Genomic DNA, 16181 nt, shown 5'->3' on the forward strand with positions numbered 1-16181 from the left:
GGGGTCACGCCGCGCGTCCGACGAGCGGCGTACCGGCCTCGTCGGCGGCGGCGAGCGGGCCGGGGGCGGCGACGGGCGTCGGCGGCAGTACGAGGCCGCGGGCGGCGATCAGGGTGAGGAGGCATGCGGCGGCGCTGAGGCCGTAGATCGGGAGGAACGGCGCCACCTCGCTGGTGTCCCGGCCGTCGAGCAGGGCGGCGAGGACGGCGACGCCGATCGCGCCGCCGACCTGGCGGACCGCGATGTTGAGACCGGTCGCGGTCGCGAATCGCGGTGGTGCGACCGAGAGCGCGGCGGCACTCGAGACGCCGACGCTGATCACGCCGATCGCGGCGCCCGAGAGGGCGCCGACGGGGATCCACCAGGTCAGGAAGTGGGGCGTGGCCGGCAACCAGGCCAGGCCGGCCAGGCCGGCGATCCCGAGCGCGATCGACCCCGAGGCGACCAGGACGCGGGGCGCGAGGCTCGCTCGTCCGGCGAGCATCCCGGCGGCCATCGCCACGACCGCGCCCGGGGTCATGGCGAGACCGGCATCGAGCGCCGAGTAGCCCCACACGCCGGTGAGGAAGAGGACGCCGACCAGCAGCCAGGCGTAGAGCGAGAAGCCGAACAGCAGCGAGACGATGTTCGCGGTCCGGTAGCTCCGGAGCTCCCAGAGGTCGACGGGGATCGCCGGGGCGGGGTGGTGTCGCGAGCGGCGCACGGCGACGACCACCGCGAGCGCGGCGACCGCCAGGCACGCGAGCGTGGGGGCTGCGCTCCAGCCCCAGTCCGCCCCCTCGGTGACCCCGAGCACCAGCAGCCCGACGCCGAAGGCGATCAACCCCGTGCCGAGCGGGTCGGGCAGCGCGGCCGAGCGGCGTCCGTCGTCGGCGGCCCGGCGCGCGAGCACCAGCAGGGCCACGCCCGCCGGCAGGTTGATGCAGAACAGGGCGCGCCAGCCGACCAGGTCGACGAGCACCCCGCCGAGCGCGGGCCCGACGACGGCGGCGAGCGAGGCCGAGGCGCTCCAGACGGCGATCGCCATCGGCCGGCGGGCGGGCGGGGTGTCGGTCAGGACGAACGCGAGCGATGCGGGGATCATCGCGGCGGCGCCGACGCCCTGGACGGCGCGAGCCAGCAGCAGGACGGCGAGGCTCGGCGCGGCGGCGGCCAGCAGCGAGGCGGCGGTGAAGAGCGCGACCCCGGCGGCGAACAGGCGACGGCGACCGACGACGTCCGCGATCCGTCCCGCCGGCACCAGCAGCCCGGCGAACAGGACGGTGTAGAGCGTCACGACCCAGGCGAGGGTGCTGACGTCGCCCGCCAGGTCGCCTTGGAGATCGGGCACCGCGAGGTTGGTGATCGTGACGTCGAGGAACGCGAGGAAGGAGCCGCCGCAGGCGAGCGCGAGGGGCAGGCGGGAGGCGGGAGGGGGGACGGTCATCGGTCCTCCCCGGGGAGCGGTGGGGTGCACATGGCGACGAATATAGATACCAGCCGGATGGTTGTCAAAAAAGAGACCGTCCGGTTGCTAAGGTTGCTCCGTGCTTGGTCGACGCTCCGATGCCGACGCCCGCCGGACCCGCGAGGCGATCCTCGAGCGGGCCGCCGACGTCGCCTCCGTCGAGGGGCTCGAGGGGCTCCGGATCGCCGGGATCGCGGCCGACGTCGGTCTCAGCAAGGGCGGGGTCCTCGGGCACTTCCCGACCAAGCAGGCACTCCAGCTCGCCGCGCTCGAGCACGCGATCGAGATCTTCCGCTCGCGCGTCTGGGACCCGGTCGAGGGCGAGCGGCCCGGACTCCCGCGGCTGACCGCGATCTGCGCGTCGTGGACCGCCTACGCCGCTTCGCCGCCGTTCGCCGGGGGCTGCTTCATCGCCGCGGCGTCGTTCGAGTTCGACGACCGCTCCGGCCCGGTCCACGAGGCGCTCGCGCGGGCCCTGCGCGCCTGGCGTCGGCGTCTCGTCCACGAGGTCGCCGTCGCGATCGAGCAAGGCGACCTCCCGTCCGGCACCGATCCGACCGTCGTCGCCTTCACGCTCGAGGCGCTCGCCGACCACGCCGGCCCGCAGCGCTCCCTGCACGACGACGGCGACGCCCCGGTGATCCTGCTCCGCGCGATGCGGCGGGCGCTCGGGCTGGAGACGGAGCCGGCCGAGGCTCCGCGCTAGGGTCCGCGGATGCCCGACGGCCCGGACCCGCAGCTCGCCAGCCGAGGCATCGTGCTCGTGCGGGCCGACAACCCGGGGCCGAAGACGCTGGAGGGCACCAACACCTGGGTGCTCGAGCACGACGGCGGTGCCTGGGTGGTCGACCCCGGTCCCGCCCTCGACGAGCACCTCGACGCGGTCGCCGCCGTCGTCGCGGCACGGGGTGGGCTGCGCGGGATCGCCCTCACGCATCGCCACGACGACCACGCCGACGGGGTCGCCGGGCTGCTGCGGCGGAGCGGCGCGGTGCCACTGGCCTCGCGCTCGGGCTGGGTGCCCGACGACGCGCCCGCGGGGGTCACGGCGGTCGCGGTCGACGAGGGCGACCGGATCGGGCCGTTCGCGGTCGTCGCGACCCCCGGGCATGCCGCCGACCACGTCGCCTTCCTGGCCGGCGACGCCGCGTTCGTCGGCGACACCGTGCTCGGCCACGGCAGCGTGCTGCTGGTGCCGCATGCCGGGGCGCTGGTCGGCTACCTGGCGGCGCTCGAGGCCCTGCGGGAGCGGCGGCTCGGGCTGCTGCTGCCCGGGCACGGCCCGGTCGTCGAAGACCCAGACGCGAAGCTCGCCGAGTACATCGCGCACCGGCTCGACCGCGAGCGGCGCCTGGTGGCCGCGCTCGACGGTGGCGCCCGGACGGTCGACGAGCTGCTCGACGCGGTCTGGGACGACGCGCCGGGGATCCTGCGGCTGGCGGCGGCGGTCACGCTCCAGGCGCACCTCGACAAGCTCGAGGCCGAGGGTCGGCTGCCCGAGGGCGTCGAACGGCAGCAGTTCGGCGACTTCGACGGGTTGTAGGGCGGCGGGGCGCGGGGCGGCGGCTCGCGGGGCCCGGCCGGGCGGGGGCTTCTCGATGCGTTTGCCACCGCTGCGGTGGCACATCAGTGCTCCTCGGGGCCGGCGGTCGGCGTCCGCCCGCTCAGCGCGCGGCGAGCGTGTCGAGGCCCGCGATCTGGACGGTCACCACCTGGTCGAACGAGCGGTCGAGGTCGACCGGCAGGCCGAAGCCGCCGCCGGTCTCGAGGGTCGCGAAGCCGTGGAGCGCGCTGCGGATCGCGCGGGTCGCGTGGATCAGGTCCTCGTCGCCGAGCGGCCAGTGGCGGAGGACGGCGAAGAGCACCTCGGTCGTGCGGCGCTGGGCCTCGCGAAACTCGTCGTCGGCGTCGGCGGAGGCGCGCTGGGTGGCGGCGTAGGCCCCGGGATGCGCGGTGGCGTAGGCGCGGTAGGCGTGGGCCGCGGCGGTCAGGGCCTCCGGACCGGAGCGCCCGACCGCAGCCGCCATCAGCGCCTCGCCGAGCTCGCGCAGGCCGCGCAGGGCGACCCCGCGGAGGACGCCGTCGAGGCCGGTGACGTGGTTGTAGAGCGACGGGGCTCGGACCCCGAGGGCGGCGCTGATCCGGGCCAGCGTGATCGCACCGAGCCCGTCGGCGTCGGCGATCTCGACCGCGACGGCGACGATCCGCTCGGGGTCGAGGGCGACCCGGGGCGACTTCGGCGGCACCTCAGCAGCCCCGGGCGACGGCGGCGTCGATCGCGGCGCCCGGATCGGGCACGATCGGGCCGTGGCCGGGAGCCAGTCGCTGGGGGCGGAGCGCACCCAGCCGGCGGGCGGACTCGAGCGCGGTCGGCCGGTGCCAGGTCGCCATCGCCGGGAGCGGGAACCGCCAGTAGGGGCGCGCGGAGGTGGCCACGCGGCCCACCGTCGAGAACGCGTCGCCGCAGAGCAGGGTGCCGTCGCGCTCGTCGAGCAAGGCGACCTGACCGGGGGTGTGGCCGGGTGCGGCGACGACCAGCAGCGAGCCGACGTGATCGCCGGGCTCGAGGGTCGTGGTGGGGCGGGTGCGGGCGCCCTTGAGGCCGCCGCGGAGCTTGGTCTGCGGCTCGTCCGGATCGAGCGTGTGGTCCCCGGCCAGCAGGCGGGCGTCGCGGGTCGAGATCAGGACCTCGACACCGGGCGCGGCGGCGACGAGCGCGTCGAGCGAGCCGACGTGGTCTTCGTGGGCGTGGGTCAGCACGATCCGCTTGATCGGCTGGTCGAGCGCGGCGGCCGCGGCCTGCAGCTTGCCGGCGCTGCCGCTCAGCATCGTGTCGACGAGGGTCAGGCCGTCGTCCTCGGGGACCAGGTAAGCGTTGACCAGGCCGAAGCGGGTCACCCGGACGATGCCCGCCGGGGTCGTGTCCGTCGTGTCCTTGCTATTGCTCATAGGGAAGAAACTAATGCCATTAGTTAGATCTGTCAAGCCCGACGCTGGGGACGGGATCCGCAGGCGGCCCGCTAGCCTCCCCGCTCTGGGACCCGCTCCGGGTCTCGTGGCGCGTCCGCGCCGCAATCCGTCCTCGGAACCGCAGGAGTCTTCAATGACCGGTGTCGTCATCGCTTCGACCGCTCGCACCGCGATCGGCAGCTACGGGAAGTCGCTCAAGGATGTGCCGGCCGCCGAGCTGGGTGTGACCGCCGTCAAGGCCGCGATCGAGCGGTCCGGCCTGCAGCCGGAGCAGATCGAGCACGTCGTGTTCGGCAACGTCATCCACTCCAGCACCGACGACATGTACATGGCGCGGGTCGTGGGCATCAACTCCGGGATCCCGCAGGAGACCCCGGCCCTGACCGTCAACCGCCTCTGCGGCTCCGGCGTGCAGTCGATCATCACCGCGACGATGCACATCCAGACCGGTGACGTCGACGTCGCGATCGCCGGCGGCGCCGAGTCGATGTCGCAGGCGCCGTACTGGCTGCCGGGCGCGCGCTGGGGCGCCAAGATGGGGCCCTCGCCGATGGTCGACCCGGTCGTCGGCGGCCTGACCGATCCGTTCCGCAAGATCCACATGGGCGTGACGGCGGAGAACCTGTCCGTCCGCGACACGATCTCGCGCGAGGACCAGGACGCCTTCGCCTTCCGCAGCCACCAGAAGGCCGCCGCCGCCCGCGAGGCCGGCAAGTTCGTCGACGAGATCGCGCCGGTCGTGATCAAGACCCGCAAGGGCGAGGTCGTCTTCGACACCGACGAGCACATCCGTCCCGACATCTCGATCGAGGGCCTGGCCAAGCTCAAGCCCGCCTTCAAGCGCGAGGACGGCACGGTCACCGCCGGCAACGCCTCCGGGCTCAACGACGCCGGCGCCGCCGTCACGCTGCTCAGCGAGGCCAAGGCCGCCGAGCTCGGCACCCCGGTGCTGGCCAAGGTCCTCGGCTACGCCGTCACCGGCGTCGACCCGAACATCATGGGCATCGGCCCCGTCACCGCGATCCGCAAGGTCCTCGACCGGACCGGCGTCGCGCTCGACGACGTCAAGGTGATCGAGCTCAACGAGGCCTTCGCCGCCCAGTCGCTCGCCGTGACCCGCGAGCTCGGCCTGGCCGACGACGACCCGCGCGTCAACCCCAACGGCGGCGCGATCGCGCTCGGCCACCCGATCGGCGCCTCCGGCACCGCGATCACGGTCAAGGCGATCAGCGAGCTGCAGCGGACGGGCGAGCGCTACGCCCTGATCTCGCTCTGCATCGGTGGTGGGCAGGGCATCGCCCTCCTGCTCGAGCGGGCGTAGCCCCGACCGATGTCCCGGTGGTGCGGCCCTGCCCGTTGTGCAGGCCCGCCCACCCCTCGCCCTCCTGCTCGAGCGGGCGTAGCCCCGACCGGTGGCATCCGCGCGCGGGCCGCACGGCCCGCGCGATCGCGTTAGGGTGGCGACCCTGAGGGTTTTCCGCTCCTCCCCTGAAGGTCGAAGGTCTGAGTTCCGTGCTCTTCTCCACCGCAGACGACGTCCATGAGATCCTCGGCCGGCTCATCCAGGAGCTGGCCGTCGACCCCGAGCTGGGTCCGCGCCTCTCCGCGCTGGACACCGTCGTCGAGCTGAACTGCCGGCACCCGGACGCCAAGCTCACGCTCGTCGCGAAGGCGACGGAGGCACCGAGCGTCAGCCTCGGCGAGCCGGTCGAGGGGCAGCCCGCCGCGGAGCTGGTCCTGACGATGGACGCCGACGTCGCTCACGCGCTCTGGCTCGGCCAGCAGAACGTGGCGATCGGGATCGCGCGCGGCGCGATCCAGGCCAAGGGCGACTCGCGCAAGATCATCGATCTGCTCGGGATGTCCGACCAGATCGCCCCGCGCTACACGAGCCTGCTGCGCGCCGTCGGTCGCGAGGACCTCGCGACCACCGAGACCGTCAGCGCCTGAGCGGCGGCCGCCGCGGCGGCCATCGCTCACCGGTCGGCGGCGGGGCCCGAGGGCCGAGACGACGCCGCCGCGACGCCGGCGACCGCCCCGCGGCGGTGACCGGCGGGGCCCCGGGCCGACTCAGCCTGGATCCACCGATCCTCGGGTCGCCTCGCCGCGGATGACCGTCGCGTGGATCGATCCGACACCATCGAAGGGGATCACCCGTCCTCAGGTGTCGGCTCGCCCCACGCTCGGTCCTCCACGCCGACGCTCAACCGACTAGCAGTGGATCCAGGCTCAGTCGGCGTTCGGGTTCCGCTCGACCTCGCCCCGGTGCAGCTCGCCCGCACGGAAGCTGCGCATCTGCCCGTCGGTCCCGGGGATCACCAGCACGGGCCCGTCGGGATCGTCCTCGACGTGCGGGGTGACCGGCTCGAGGGTGTTTCCCGCGCAGGCCGTGAACGCCTCTGCGACGGTCGACCAGGCGACGAGCTTCTCCAGCTGGCGGAGGGTCGGGAACGAGAGCACCGCGGTCTGGGCCGCCGAGGCCTCCAGCAGTCGGAGCGGCGTGTCCCAGCGGCTGTCGACGATCTCCTCGCCGTCGATCGTGACGGGCTCCTCGGGGTCGACCGCGCCGAGGTAGAAGACGGTGTCGAACCGGCGCGGCAGCGGCTCCGGCGTGATCCAGCGGTCGAACGGCACCAGAGCGTCGGGGGAGACCGTCAGACCGGCCTCCTCCCGCAGCTCGCGGGCGGCGGCGCGGCGGTAGCCCGCGTCGTCCGGCCCGTCGTCCGGCTCGACGCGGCCTCCGGGGAAGACCCAGAAGCCGCCCATGAACCGGGCCTTCGTGGTCCGCTGCCCGACCAGGACCTCGAGACCGTCGGGACCGTCCCGGATCGGGACGACGGCGGCCGCCATCAGGGGAACCGCGGGGTGGTCGGGAGTGGCCTTGTCGGGGGAGGACATGCTGGCCGCTACTGCTTGCCGGCGTTGCCGGCGCCGAGCGCGGCGAAGGCGCCGTAGTCGACCTTCCAGACCCCGTCGACCCTGCGCATCGGCATCGGCCCCTGGCGGGTGACGAGCGTGGCGCGGTCGCCCTTGATCGTCACCTTGCCGCTAGCGATCGAGGCGAGCTCGTCCTTCGTCGGGGCGGCGGACGCGTTGCTGCTGGCCTTGAACATCGACTCGCAGGTGGCGTTCTTCTGGCCCGACTGGGACAGCAGCTCCTCGATGCCGACCGTCTGGCTGCAGATCTTCTTCGCGTCGCGCGAGGCGATCGCGTCGCCGAAGGAGCGCATCGCGCTGCGGACCGCGACGGTCTCCGCCTCCGAGGCCGGCTTGCCGCCCTTGGTCAGCTCCTTGAGCTTGTCCATCGGGTTCTCGGCCGGCTTGCCGCTGTCGGCCTTGGTGCTGGGCTTGGCCTCGGTGGTGGTCGGGGTCGTGGCCGTCGTGGTCGGCGTCGTGGCGGTGGTCGTGGTGGGCGCCGTCGTCGTCGCCGGTGTCGTGGGTGCGGTCTGGACCGCGGTGGTCGGGGCCGCGGCCGAGGTCGTCGCCGGCTTGTCGTCACTGCCACAGCCCGCCACGGCCAGACAGGCGGTGGCGGCGAGCAGCAGCGGAATCGAACGGGAACGGGACATTGGACCTTCTGGGTCGGGTGGCAGACGGGCGCCGGCGGCGCCCGCGGATCACCGCAGACTAGTCGAGCACGGGACTTGGGGTTGAACTTGTGTACGTACGCTCACGTCCCGGGCTGAAGAGGCCGACCAGGGCGCCGAGGGCGAGCACCGCGGCGCCGACCGGGACTGCCGCCTGCAGCCCCTCGGTGAACGCCTCGGGGGAGACGTACGACCCCGAGGAGGAGAAGACGGTCGCCAGGATCGCCACGCCGAAGACGCCGCCGGCCTCGCGAATGGTGTTCGTCGCCCCCGACGCCTTGCCCGCGAGTGCGGCCGGGGCCGAGGCCAGCACGGCGCCCGTGACGGGGGCGAAGACCAGGCCCATGCCGGCCCCGGCGAGCAGGAATGGCACGATCATCTCGCCGTAGGGCGTCGTCGGCGTCGAGATCTGGCTGAGCCAGTAGAGGCCGATCGACTGCAACGCCATGCCGCTCACCAGCAGCGGCCGGGCGCCGATCCGGTCGCTCAGGATCCCGGCGATCGGCGCCACGATCACCGGCATGCCCGTCCACGGCAGGGTCCGCAGGCCCGCCTCGAGCGGCCCCATCCCCTGGGCGATCTGGAAGAACTGGCTGAGCAGGAAGATCGCCCCGAACATCCCGAAGAACATCGCGAACGCGAGCAGGTTGGTGGCCGTGAACGGCAGCGACCGGAACAGCGAGAGCGGCAGCATCGGCGCCCGCTGGCGCCGCTCCCAGACCACGAACCCGACGAGCAGGGCGAGGCCGATGGCGATCGAGCCGATCACCGTCGCGCTGTCCCAGCCGAGGATCTGACTGCGGACGATCCCGAACGTCAGGCCGAACAGTCCGCCGCTGACCAGGACCAGGCCACCGCGGTCGATCGGGGTCATGGCGCCGCCCTCGCCGTGGGACTCGCGCAGGCCGCGCCAGGCGATCGGGATCAGGATCAGGCCGACGGGGACGTTGAGCCAGAAGATCCACGACCAGTGCAGGCCCTCGACGACGGCACCGCCGACCGCCGGACCGAGCGCGACGCCGAGCCCGCCGATGCCGCCCCACAGGCCGACGGCGGCTCCGCGCTTGTCGGCCGGGACCGCGTCGGCGAGGATCGCCAGCGACAGCGGGGTGATGATCGCGGCGCCGAGGCCCTGGAGGGCGCGCGCGGCGACCAGCATGTCGACCGACGTCGAGACGGCGGCCAGGGCGCTGGAGGCGGTGAAGATCCCCAGGCCGATCAGGAACATCCGCTTGCGTCCGAAGCGGTCCCCGAGGGCGGCGCCCGTGAGCAGGAAGACCGCGAAGGCCAGGGTGTAGGCGTTGACGGTCCACTCCAGCGACTCGAGCGAGCCGCCGAGGTGGTCCTTGATCGAGGGCAGGGCGACGCCGACGACGAGGTTGTCCAGCGACGTCATGAAGACCGCGACGGCGACGATCATCACGACGCGGAACGGATGGGCGATGGGCGGTGGGGTGGGCATGGTGGCTCTCGGGTGCGGTGGCGGGTGGTGCGGGTGCTGCGGTGCGATGTGGTGCGTGAGCGCTCACTCACTCGTGGTCCGCAGGGAACGGCCGGGTGGCCGTCGGCTGCGGGGTAGAGCGGGCGGCGGTGCTACGGGGCGGGCAGGTCGTCGGCCCAGCAGGTGAGCGAGGTCGCCCACCGCTCGCCGACGGTGTCGAAGTCGAGGGCGGCGGCGACGTTCATCAGCATCCCGTGGGCGAAGAACCGCCGGAGGTCTTCGGAGGGGGCGCCGGTCGCCTGCTCGACGAGCTCGTAGAGGGCACGGAACGACTGCTGCATCGCGGCCCGGATCTCGGGGTGGGTCGGCGAGGCGGCGTGGGCGTGCAGCTGGAGCAGCAGCGTGTCGCGGTCGGCGACGACGTCCCCGTAGGCGAGGGCCATCGCGTCCATCGGGTCGACATCGGTGCCGCGGGCCTGCTCGATCGCGTGCGCGAAGCGGTCGTAGACCACCCGGTTGCAGCGTTCGACCAGGGCGACGGCGAGGTCCTGCTTGGAGGGGAACAGGCGGAAGAGGTAGGCGTGGGAGATGCCGGCCGCCTCGGCGATCGCCGAGGTCGGCGTCGCCTCGAAGCCCCGCGCGGCGAACAGCGGGGCGGCGGCGGCGAGCACCTCGACGCGGCGCTCTTCGGCGGACATGCGGGGAGCCGGCATCGCTGGTGAGTGTGCACTCACTTCCTACGGATGTCAAGCCCGGTCGGCGCCGCCGGACGCCGGCCGGGCGGTGCCGTCACCGCGTCGTCGTCGCCGACCCGGGATCCTGTCCGGCGTGGACGATCTGACCGCGCGCAGCGGGTCGCGCCCCGTTGCCGGGGTGCTCGAGGAGGCTCTCGGGGCCGAATGGCTGCTCGCGCTGCGCGAAGCGGTGCGGGCGTTCGCGCTCTCGCGGCTGGTGGTCTGGGTCGCCGGCCTGGTCGCGATCGCCGTCTTCGGCTGGGCCGAGTCCCGCGGGGCCCGGCTCGACCCGCTCTGGGCCTGCCGGCCGACCGGTACGGCCGGTCTCGACGCCCTGATCGCGCCCGGCTGCCGCTGGGACAGCACCTGGTACCTCGAGATCGCCCAGGGCGGCTACACCCCGACCGATCCCGCACGCTCGGCGTTCTTCCCGCTCTATCCGCTGCTGGTGAGCGTGGTCTCGGCGCCGCTCGGCGGAGCGCTGGTGCCGGCGGCGCTGCTGGTCTCGTGGACCTGTGCGCTGGGCTTCCTGACCGTTCTCCACCGGGTCGTCGCCGCCGCCCGCGACGTCGCGACCGCGACCACCGTGGTCCGGGTGGCGGCCTACGTCCCGCCGGCGATCTTCCTCTCGGCGATCTACACCGAGTCGCTGTTCCTGATCCTCTCGCTGGGCGCGCTGGTCGCCGCCCGCCGCGACCGCTGGGTGATCGCCGGCCTGCTCGGGGCGGTCGCCGCGTCCTGTCGCAGCATCGGCGTGCTGCTCGTGATCCCGCTCGCCGTCGAGTACCTGTGGGGGCGCCGCAGTGGTGGCGATGTCCGTCCGGTCGACCGCTGGTACAGCTTCCGCCACCGGCTGCGATCGGACTTCCTGTGGATCGGCCTGGTCCCGCTCGGCGTGGTGGTCTACGCGGCCTACCTCGGGATCGCGACCGGTGACCCGATGGGGGTCGTGCGGGCGCAGAGCGACTGGGAGCGGACCTTCCTGACGCCAATCGGCGGGCTGATCGCGGGCGCCGGGGTGATCGTCGGCCGGATCGGGGACCTCGCCGGCCTCTGGTACATGGCGCCGCTTGCCCCCGGGCAGGTCCCGGGCCTGGCGCTCGCGCGGGACATCGTCCTGCTGCTGTTCGTCGCGGCCGCGATCGCGACCCTCTGGTGGGCCCGGCGCCGGCTGCCCGTCAGCTGGGTCGCGTGGGGCGTGATCTCGCTCGCCTACCCGCTGTCCGTGCCGTCGATGCAGCAGCCGCTGATGTCGTTGCCGCGGTTCACGATGGCCTGCTTCCCGATCGTGGTGGCGCTCGGCCTCTGGGCCCACCAGGGGCGGCGGATGCGCTGGCTGGCGCCGCTGCTGCTGGTCCTCCAGGCCTGCTGGGCGGTCCTGTTCGTGACCTGGACCTGGGCGCCGTAGGGCGGCGCGCGGCCGGCTCGGCCTGGACCAGGCTCAGGCCGGATCCGCGAGGTCGATCAGCAGCGGCACGTGGTCGGAGGGCTTCTCGCCCTTGCGGTAGTCGCGGGCGATCCCGACCGCGGTGACGCGGGCGGCGGTCTGCTCGTCGAGCAGCGCGTGGTCGATCCGCAGGCCCCAGTTCTTGTGGAAGGCCCCGGCGCGGTAGTCCCACCAGGTGTACTGGCGGGCGCCCGAGGCGTCGAGGGCGCCGTTGAACGCGACGTGCACGTCGACCAGCGGCCCGGCCTCGAGGACCCCGCGGAGGGCGGCCCGCTCCGGCTCGGAGGTGTGGGTGTGGCCGACGAACTGGGCCGGATCCCAGCAGTCCTCGTCGGTCGGGCAGACGTTCATGTCCCCGAGCACGGCGACCGGTCGCCCGGCGGCCGACAGCTCTCGGACGCGGTCGGCCATCGCCCGGAAGAACCGCAGCTTGGCCTCGTAGTCGGGGTGGTCGAGGGCCTTGCCGTTGACCACGTAGACGGAGGCGACGGTGATCCCGCGGACGGTCGTCTCGACCCAGCGGGCCTGCTCCGGATCGTGCTCGCCCGGCAGTCCGGCGACGGTGTGGCGGCTCGCCTCCAACGCGGGGTCACCGTCGTCGGGGTCGGCGTCCTCGATCTTGGTCAGGACCGCGACGCCGTTCCAGCGTCCCGCCGAGTGGTCGTCGATCCGGTAGCCGTAGGAGGCGAGCGCCTCGCGCGGGAGCTGGTCGGGCGCGCACTTCGTCTCCTGCAGGCAGAGCGCGTCGGGCTCCAGCTCCTCCAGCAGCTCCAGCACCCGCGGCAGGCGGGCCCGGAGCGAGGCGACGTTCCACGAGATCAGGCGCACGGCTGCATCCTGCCGTATCGCCGGCCCGCTAGCGGCCGCGCCAGACCGGCCGGCGCTTCTCGCCGAAGGCGGTCACGGCCTCGAGCAGGTCGTCGCTGGCCAGCGAGGCCTCGCGCAGGGCCAGCAGCTCGGCGCCGACGGTCGCGTCCAGCTCGCCCTCGGCGGCCAGCAGCGCGCGCAGCACCTGCTTGTTGCCCCGCACCGACAACGGCGCGTTGGCGGCCAGCTCGGTGGCGAGCGCGACGACCTCGTGCTGGAGGTCGTCGGCGTCGGCGGTGCCGTTGATCAGCCCCCAGGCCAGCGCGGTCGCGGCGTCGATGCTGCTGCCGAGCAGGAACAGCTCGCGCGTGCGGGGCTCGCCGATCGCGTTCAGGAACCGTCGCAGGCCGGTGTGCGGGTAGACCAGGCCGAGCTTGGCCGGCGGCATCGCCAGCTCGATGTGGTCGGCGGCGACCCGCAGGTCGCAGGCCAGGGCGAGCTCGAGTCCGCCGCCGATCGTCGCCCCGGGGAGCGCGGCGACGGTCGGCAGGTCGGTCGCCTCCAGCGCCTCGATCGCAGCAGTGAAGGGGTGCGCGATCAGGCAGGAGGCGTTGCGGACGAACTCGTCCCGGGGCAGCTGGCCGAGGCCACCGAGGTCGTAGCCGGACGAGAACCGGGCGCCGGCGCCGGTCAGGATCAGCGCCCGTACGCCCGACTCCGGGCGGCTCAGCTCGGGGACGGTGGCGGCGATCGCGTCGAGGATCGGGTGGTCGAGCGCGCCCTGCTTCTCCGGGTTGGAGATCGTCAGGCGGACGACCCCGTCGGTGGGGTCGTCACGGAGCAGTTCGCCGGCCATGGGGCGCGGACGATAGCCACCGGCCGTGGCCTTGCGACCAGCGGTAGGACGTTCGGCCACGCGCGCCGGCACCCGCTGCGGGGCCGATGCCGACCCGGCGACGGGGACCGCCAGCGGGCTGATTCGCCCGTCGTCAGCGGGCCGAGCGGGCGCCGTCGCCGTGACGGGCGTTCGGCTCCACCGCGATCGCCGGCAACCCGCACGAGACCGGTTCGAGCACTGGCTCGTCCGGCGGTAGGCTGGCCGGCATGGATCCGGAGGCCGACGACGCAGGACCCGTGGTGCGCATCTACGGGCCCGCGAGTCACGAGACGACGCGGCTGGCGAGCCGGATGCGGCGGCTGTGGCTGCCGATCGCCCGCGGCTGGCGGATGACCCCGCGCGGGATCCGGATGCTCCAGCGGATCGTCGACCCGACCGAGCGCGTGCCGATCCTGCACGGGACCACGGTCGAGCGGGTCACACTGGCCGGCGTGCCCGCCGAGTGGGTGCGGGCCCCGCGGGCCGAGCAGCTTCGCGCGCCGGACCAGCCGATCATCCTCTACCTCCACGGCGGCGGCTACGTCTTCGGGTCGCCGCGGACGCACCGCAACCTCGTCTCGCGGCTCTCCCACGTGACCGGCCTGCCGGCGATCTCGGTCGACTACCGGCTGCCGCCGCAGTGGACGATGCCGGCCCCGATCGAGGACGCGCTGGCCGTCTACCGCGCGCTGCTCGACGACCACGACCCCGCCCGGATCATCGTCGCGGGGGACTCGGCCGGCGGCAACCTCGCCCACGAGCTGCTGCTGCACGTGGTCGAGGCGGGCCTGCCGAGCCCCGCCGGGCTGGTGCTGCTCTCGCCGTGGAGCGACCTGTCGACGTCCGGCGAGTCGCTGCGGGCGAACGCGACCCGTGATCCCTTCATCCCCGAGGCCGGCCTCCGCCGCTGCGCCCGGGTCGCCGCCGGCGACCGTCCGCTCGACGACTGGCGGCTCTCACCCCTGTTCGGGCCCGACGAGCTCCAGCGACAGCTGCCGCCGACGCTGGTCCAGGTCGGGGAGGACGAGGTCCTGCGGGACGACGGCGAGCGGGTCGCGCGGCGGCTGGCCGCACTCGGCGTCCGCGCCGAGCTGGAGCTCTACGAGGGCACGTTGCACGTGGTCCCGGCCTGGGTCGGGACTCCCGAGGCGCGCGACGCGCTCCACCGGATCGCGACCTTCGCCAACAGCGTGCTGCCGAGCACGGCGGTCGCCGAACCGAGCGCCCGGGCCGAGGAGGAGGCTGCGGAGCTCGGCGAGAGAGAGACGGTGCCCGAGGGGGTCGGGACGATCCCCGATGCGACCTTGATCGACGAGGACGCCGGGGATGCGGTGGCCGGCGGGGCCACCCCCGGCGACGAGGGGGCGGCATCGTGATCCTGGCGATCGACCAGGGCACGACCGGCACCACCTGCTGCGTCGTCGACCGCGACGGCGAGCTGATCGGGCGCGGCTACCGCGAGTTCGCGCAGCACTTCCCGCGACCAGGCTGGGTCGAGCACGACGCGGCCGAGATCTGGGCGGTGACCCGTGCCGTGGCGCTCGCCGCCTGCGACGACGCCGGGATCGACCCCGCCGAGCTGATCACGATCGGGATCACCAACCAGCGCGAGACGATCTGCGTCTGGGATCCGGCGACCGGAGAGCCCCTGCACCGGGCGATCGTCTGGCAGGACCGGCGGACGTCGGGGCTCTGCGACCGCCTGCGCGCCGCCGGCCACGAGCCGCTGGTGCGGGAACGGACCGGGCTGGTGCTCGACCCGTACTTCTCGGCGACCAAGATCGCCTGGCTGCTCGAGGACGCCCCCGAGCTGCGCGAGCGCGCCCAGCGGGGGACGGCGGTCTTCGGGACGATCGACTCCTGGCTGCTGTTCCAGCTGACCGGCGAGCACGTGACCGAGCCGTCGAACGCCTCGCGGACGATGCTCTTCGACATCGAGCGGGGGATCTGGGACGAGCAGCTCTGCGAGCTGTTCGGGGTCCCGATCCGGTCGCTGCCCGAGGTCCGACCGTCGATCGGCGGGTTCGGCAACGTCCGTCCCGGCGCGCTCGGCGGCGCGACCTGCCCCGTCGGCGGCGTCGCCGGCGACCAGCAGGCGGCCCTCTACGGCCAGGCCTGCCTCGATCGGGGCGAGGGCAAGAACACCTACGGCACCGGCTCGTTCGTGTTGCTCAATACCGGCGACCAGCGGCCGGGCGTCCACGAGGGGCTGATCGCGACCGTCGCCTGGCAGATCGGGCAGCGCACGGTCTACGCGCTGGAGGCGTCGGTCTTCGCGACCGGGGCGGCGGTCCAGTGGCTGCGGGACGGGCTGCGGATCATCGACAGCGCGGGGGAGACCGAGCCGCTCGCCGCCTCGCTGCGCTCCAACGACGGCGTCTACCTGGTGCCGGCCTTCGCGGGGCTCGGCTCGCCGCACTGGGATCCCTACGCACGCGGCACGATCGTCGGGCTCACGCGCGGGTCGGGTCGCGCCCACTTCGCTCGGGCGACGCTGGAGGCGATCGCCTACCAGACGCTCGACGCCGTCCGGGCGATGGAGACGGCCGCGGGCGAGCCGCTGCGGGTGCTGAAGGCCGACGGCGGGGCGACCGCCAACCGCTGGCTGATGCAGTTCCAGGCCGACATGCTCGGCGTGCCGGTGGTGGTCCCCGCGAACCACGAGACGACCGCGCTCGGCGCCGCCTACCTGGCCGGGGTCGGCGTCGGCCTCTGGAACCAGCGCGACGTCACCCGCAGCTGGCGCGAGGCGGCGCGCTTCGAGCCGACGATGTCCCGCGACCAGGCGGCCACGCTGCACGCGGGCTGGACCGACGCGGTCTCGCGCTCGCTGCGCCAGGTGGTGCCCGACTGACGACCGGACCCGCCCGC

General features: G+C 73.9%; 16 protein-coding genes. 7 read left to right on the forward strand and 9 right to left on the reverse strand.

The window, feature by feature from the left end; genetic code table 11:
* Window positions 1–4: 4 nt before the first annotated feature.
* On the reverse strand, window positions 5–1426 hold the full coding sequence (locus ACVUH9_RS07110; RefSeq protein ID WP_475755334.1) for an MFS transporter: 1422 nt from the start codon (window positions 1424–1426) through the stop codon (window positions 5–7).
* Between the two features lie 100 nt (window positions 1427–1526).
* Between ACVUH9_RS07110 and ACVUH9_RS07115 the strand changes: the two genes are divergently transcribed.
* Entirely contained in the window at window positions 1527–2153 is a 627-nt protein-coding gene (locus ACVUH9_RS07115) for a TetR/AcrR family transcriptional regulator (protein WP_475755336.1), read from the forward strand.
* Window positions 2154–2162: 9 nt separating this feature from the next.
* Window positions 2163–2990, forward strand: a complete 828-nt coding sequence (locus tag ACVUH9_RS07120; protein WP_475755338.1) for an MBL fold metallo-hydrolase — start codon at window positions 2163–2165, stop codon at window positions 2988–2990.
* Between the two features lie 121 nt (window positions 2991–3111).
* On the opposite strand, the gene ACVUH9_RS07125 is transcribed toward ACVUH9_RS07120, so the two are convergent.
* Both ACVUH9_RS07125 and ACVUH9_RS07130 read right to left on the reverse strand, forming a co-directional pair.
* Window positions 3112–3693 carry a TetR/AcrR family transcriptional regulator gene (locus tag ACVUH9_RS07125; RefSeq protein ID WP_475755340.1) on the reverse strand — a complete coding sequence of 194 codons (582 nt, stop codon included), beginning with the start codon at window positions 3691–3693 and terminating at the stop codon, window positions 3112–3114.
* 1 nt (window position 3694) lies between these two features.
* On the reverse strand, window positions 3695–4396 hold the full coding sequence (locus tag ACVUH9_RS07130; RefSeq protein WP_475755341.1) for an MBL fold metallo-hydrolase: 702 nt from the start codon (window positions 4394–4396) through the stop codon (window positions 3695–3697).
* 154 nt (window positions 4397–4550) lie between these two features.
* Here ACVUH9_RS07130 and bktB point away from each other — a divergent pair, with 154 nt between their 5' ends.
* A complete protein-coding gene (gene bktB / locus ACVUH9_RS07135; RefSeq protein ID WP_475755343.1) occupies window positions 4551–5738 on the forward strand; it encodes a beta-ketothiolase BktB in 1188 nt (395 codons plus the stop codon).
* Between the two features lie 191 nt (window positions 5739–5929).
* Window positions 5930–6367 carry a hypothetical protein gene (locus tag ACVUH9_RS07140; RefSeq protein WP_475755345.1) on the forward strand — a complete coding sequence of 146 codons (438 nt, stop codon included), beginning with the start codon at window positions 5930–5932 and terminating at the stop codon, window positions 6365–6367.
* Between the two features lie 279 nt (window positions 6368–6646).
* Here ACVUH9_RS07140 and ACVUH9_RS07145 read toward each other — a convergent pair whose 3' ends face one another.
* The 4 genes from ACVUH9_RS07145 to ACVUH9_RS07160 form a co-directional block, all read right to left on the reverse strand.
* Window positions 6647–7315 (reverse strand): NUDIX hydrolase, encoded by a 669-nt coding sequence (locus tag ACVUH9_RS07145; RefSeq protein WP_475755347.1) that lies wholly within the window; start codon window positions 7313–7315, stop codon window positions 6647–6649.
* A gap of 8 nt (window positions 7316–7323) precedes the next feature.
* The gene (locus tag ACVUH9_RS07150) at window positions 7324–7986 is read right to left on the reverse strand and encodes a hypothetical protein (RefSeq protein WP_475755349.1); all 663 of its coding nucleotides are present in this window, start codon (window positions 7984–7986) and stop codon (window positions 7324–7326) included.
* Between the two features lie 58 nt (window positions 7987–8044).
* Window positions 8045–9466, reverse strand: a complete 1422-nt coding sequence (locus tag ACVUH9_RS07155) for a DHA2 family efflux MFS transporter permease subunit (protein WP_475755351.1) — start codon at window positions 9464–9466, stop codon at window positions 8045–8047.
* A gap of 131 nt (window positions 9467–9597) precedes the next feature.
* Window positions 9598–10158: a TetR/AcrR family transcriptional regulator gene (locus tag ACVUH9_RS07160; RefSeq protein WP_475755352.1), complete on the reverse strand. Its 561-nt coding sequence runs from the start codon at window positions 10156–10158 to the stop codon at window positions 9598–9600.
* A 115-nt stretch (window positions 10159–10273) separates the two neighbouring features.
* Between ACVUH9_RS07160 and ACVUH9_RS07165 the strand changes: the two genes are divergently transcribed.
* Window positions 10274–11587 (forward strand): mannosyltransferase family protein, encoded by a 1314-nt coding sequence (locus ACVUH9_RS07165; protein ID WP_475755354.1) that lies wholly within the window; start codon window positions 10274–10276, stop codon window positions 11585–11587.
* Window positions 11588–11620: 33 nt separating this feature from the next.
* Here the strand turns inward: ACVUH9_RS07165 and ACVUH9_RS07170 are convergent, their stop codons facing one another.
* Entirely contained in the window at window positions 11621–12454 is an 834-nt protein-coding gene (locus ACVUH9_RS07170; protein ID WP_475755356.1) for an exodeoxyribonuclease III, read from the reverse strand.
* Window positions 12455–12482: 28 nt separating this feature from the next.
* On the reverse strand, window positions 12483–13289 hold the full coding sequence (locus ACVUH9_RS07175) for an enoyl-CoA hydratase/isomerase family protein (RefSeq protein ID WP_475755358.1): 807 nt from the start codon (window positions 13287–13289) through the stop codon (window positions 12483–12485).
* Window positions 13290–13537: 248 nt separating this feature from the next.
* On the opposite strand from ACVUH9_RS07175, the gene ACVUH9_RS07180 reads away from it, so the two are divergent.
* Both ACVUH9_RS07180 and glpK read left to right on the forward strand, forming a co-directional pair.
* Window positions 13538–14686, forward strand: coding sequence for an alpha/beta hydrolase (locus tag ACVUH9_RS07180; RefSeq protein WP_475755360.1), 1149 nt, complete (start codon window positions 13538–13540; stop codon window positions 14684–14686).
* On the forward strand, window positions 14683–16164 hold the full coding sequence (glpK, locus tag ACVUH9_RS07185; RefSeq protein WP_475755362.1) for a glycerol kinase GlpK: 1482 nt from the start codon (window positions 14683–14685) through the stop codon (window positions 16162–16164). The genes ACVUH9_RS07180 and glpK overlap by 4 nt, the downstream gene beginning before the upstream one ends.
* Window positions 16165–16181 lie beyond the last annotated feature (17 nt).

Source organism: Patulibacter ginsengiterrae, assembly GCF_056269115.1.

Excerpts from the sequence above, each read along its gene's own strand:
- ACVUH9_RS07175 (WP_475755358.1), bottom strand. The coding sequence starts at position 13,289 with ATGGCCGGCGAACTGCTCCGTGACGACCCCACCGACGGGGTCGTCCGC.
- bktB (WP_475755343.1), top strand. The coding sequence starts at position 4,551 with ATGACCGGTGTCGTCATCGCTTCGACCGCTCGCACCGCGATCGGCAGC.
- ACVUH9_RS07120 (WP_475755338.1), top strand. The coding sequence starts at position 2,163 with ATGCCCGACGGCCCGGACCCGCAGCTCGCCAGCCGAGGCATCGTGCTC.
- ACVUH9_RS07155 (WP_475755351.1), bottom strand. The coding sequence starts at position 9,466 with ATGCCCACCCCACCGCCCATCGCCCATCCGTTCCGCGTCGTGATGATC.
- ACVUH9_RS07160 (WP_475755352.1), bottom strand. The coding sequence starts at position 10,158 with ATGCCGGCTCCCCGCATGTCCGCCGAAGAGCGCCGCGTCGAGGTGCTC.
- ACVUH9_RS07110 (WP_475755334.1), bottom strand. The coding sequence starts at position 1,426 with ATGACCGTCCCCCCTCCCGCCTCCCGCCTGCCCCTCGCGCTCGCCTGC.
- ACVUH9_RS07180 (WP_475755360.1), top strand. The coding sequence starts at position 13,538 with ATGGATCCGGAGGCCGACGACGCAGGACCCGTGGTGCGCATCTACGGG.
- ACVUH9_RS07130 (WP_475755341.1), bottom strand. The coding sequence starts at position 4,396 with ATGAGCAATAGCAAGGACACGACGGACACGACCCCGGCGGGCATCGTC.
- ACVUH9_RS07150 (WP_475755349.1), bottom strand. The coding sequence starts at position 7,986 with ATGTCCCGTTCCCGTTCGATTCCGCTGCTGCTCGCCGCCACCGCCTGT.
- ACVUH9_RS07145 (WP_475755347.1), bottom strand. The coding sequence starts at position 7,315 with ATGTCCTCCCCCGACAAGGCCACTCCCGACCACCCCGCGGTTCCCCTG.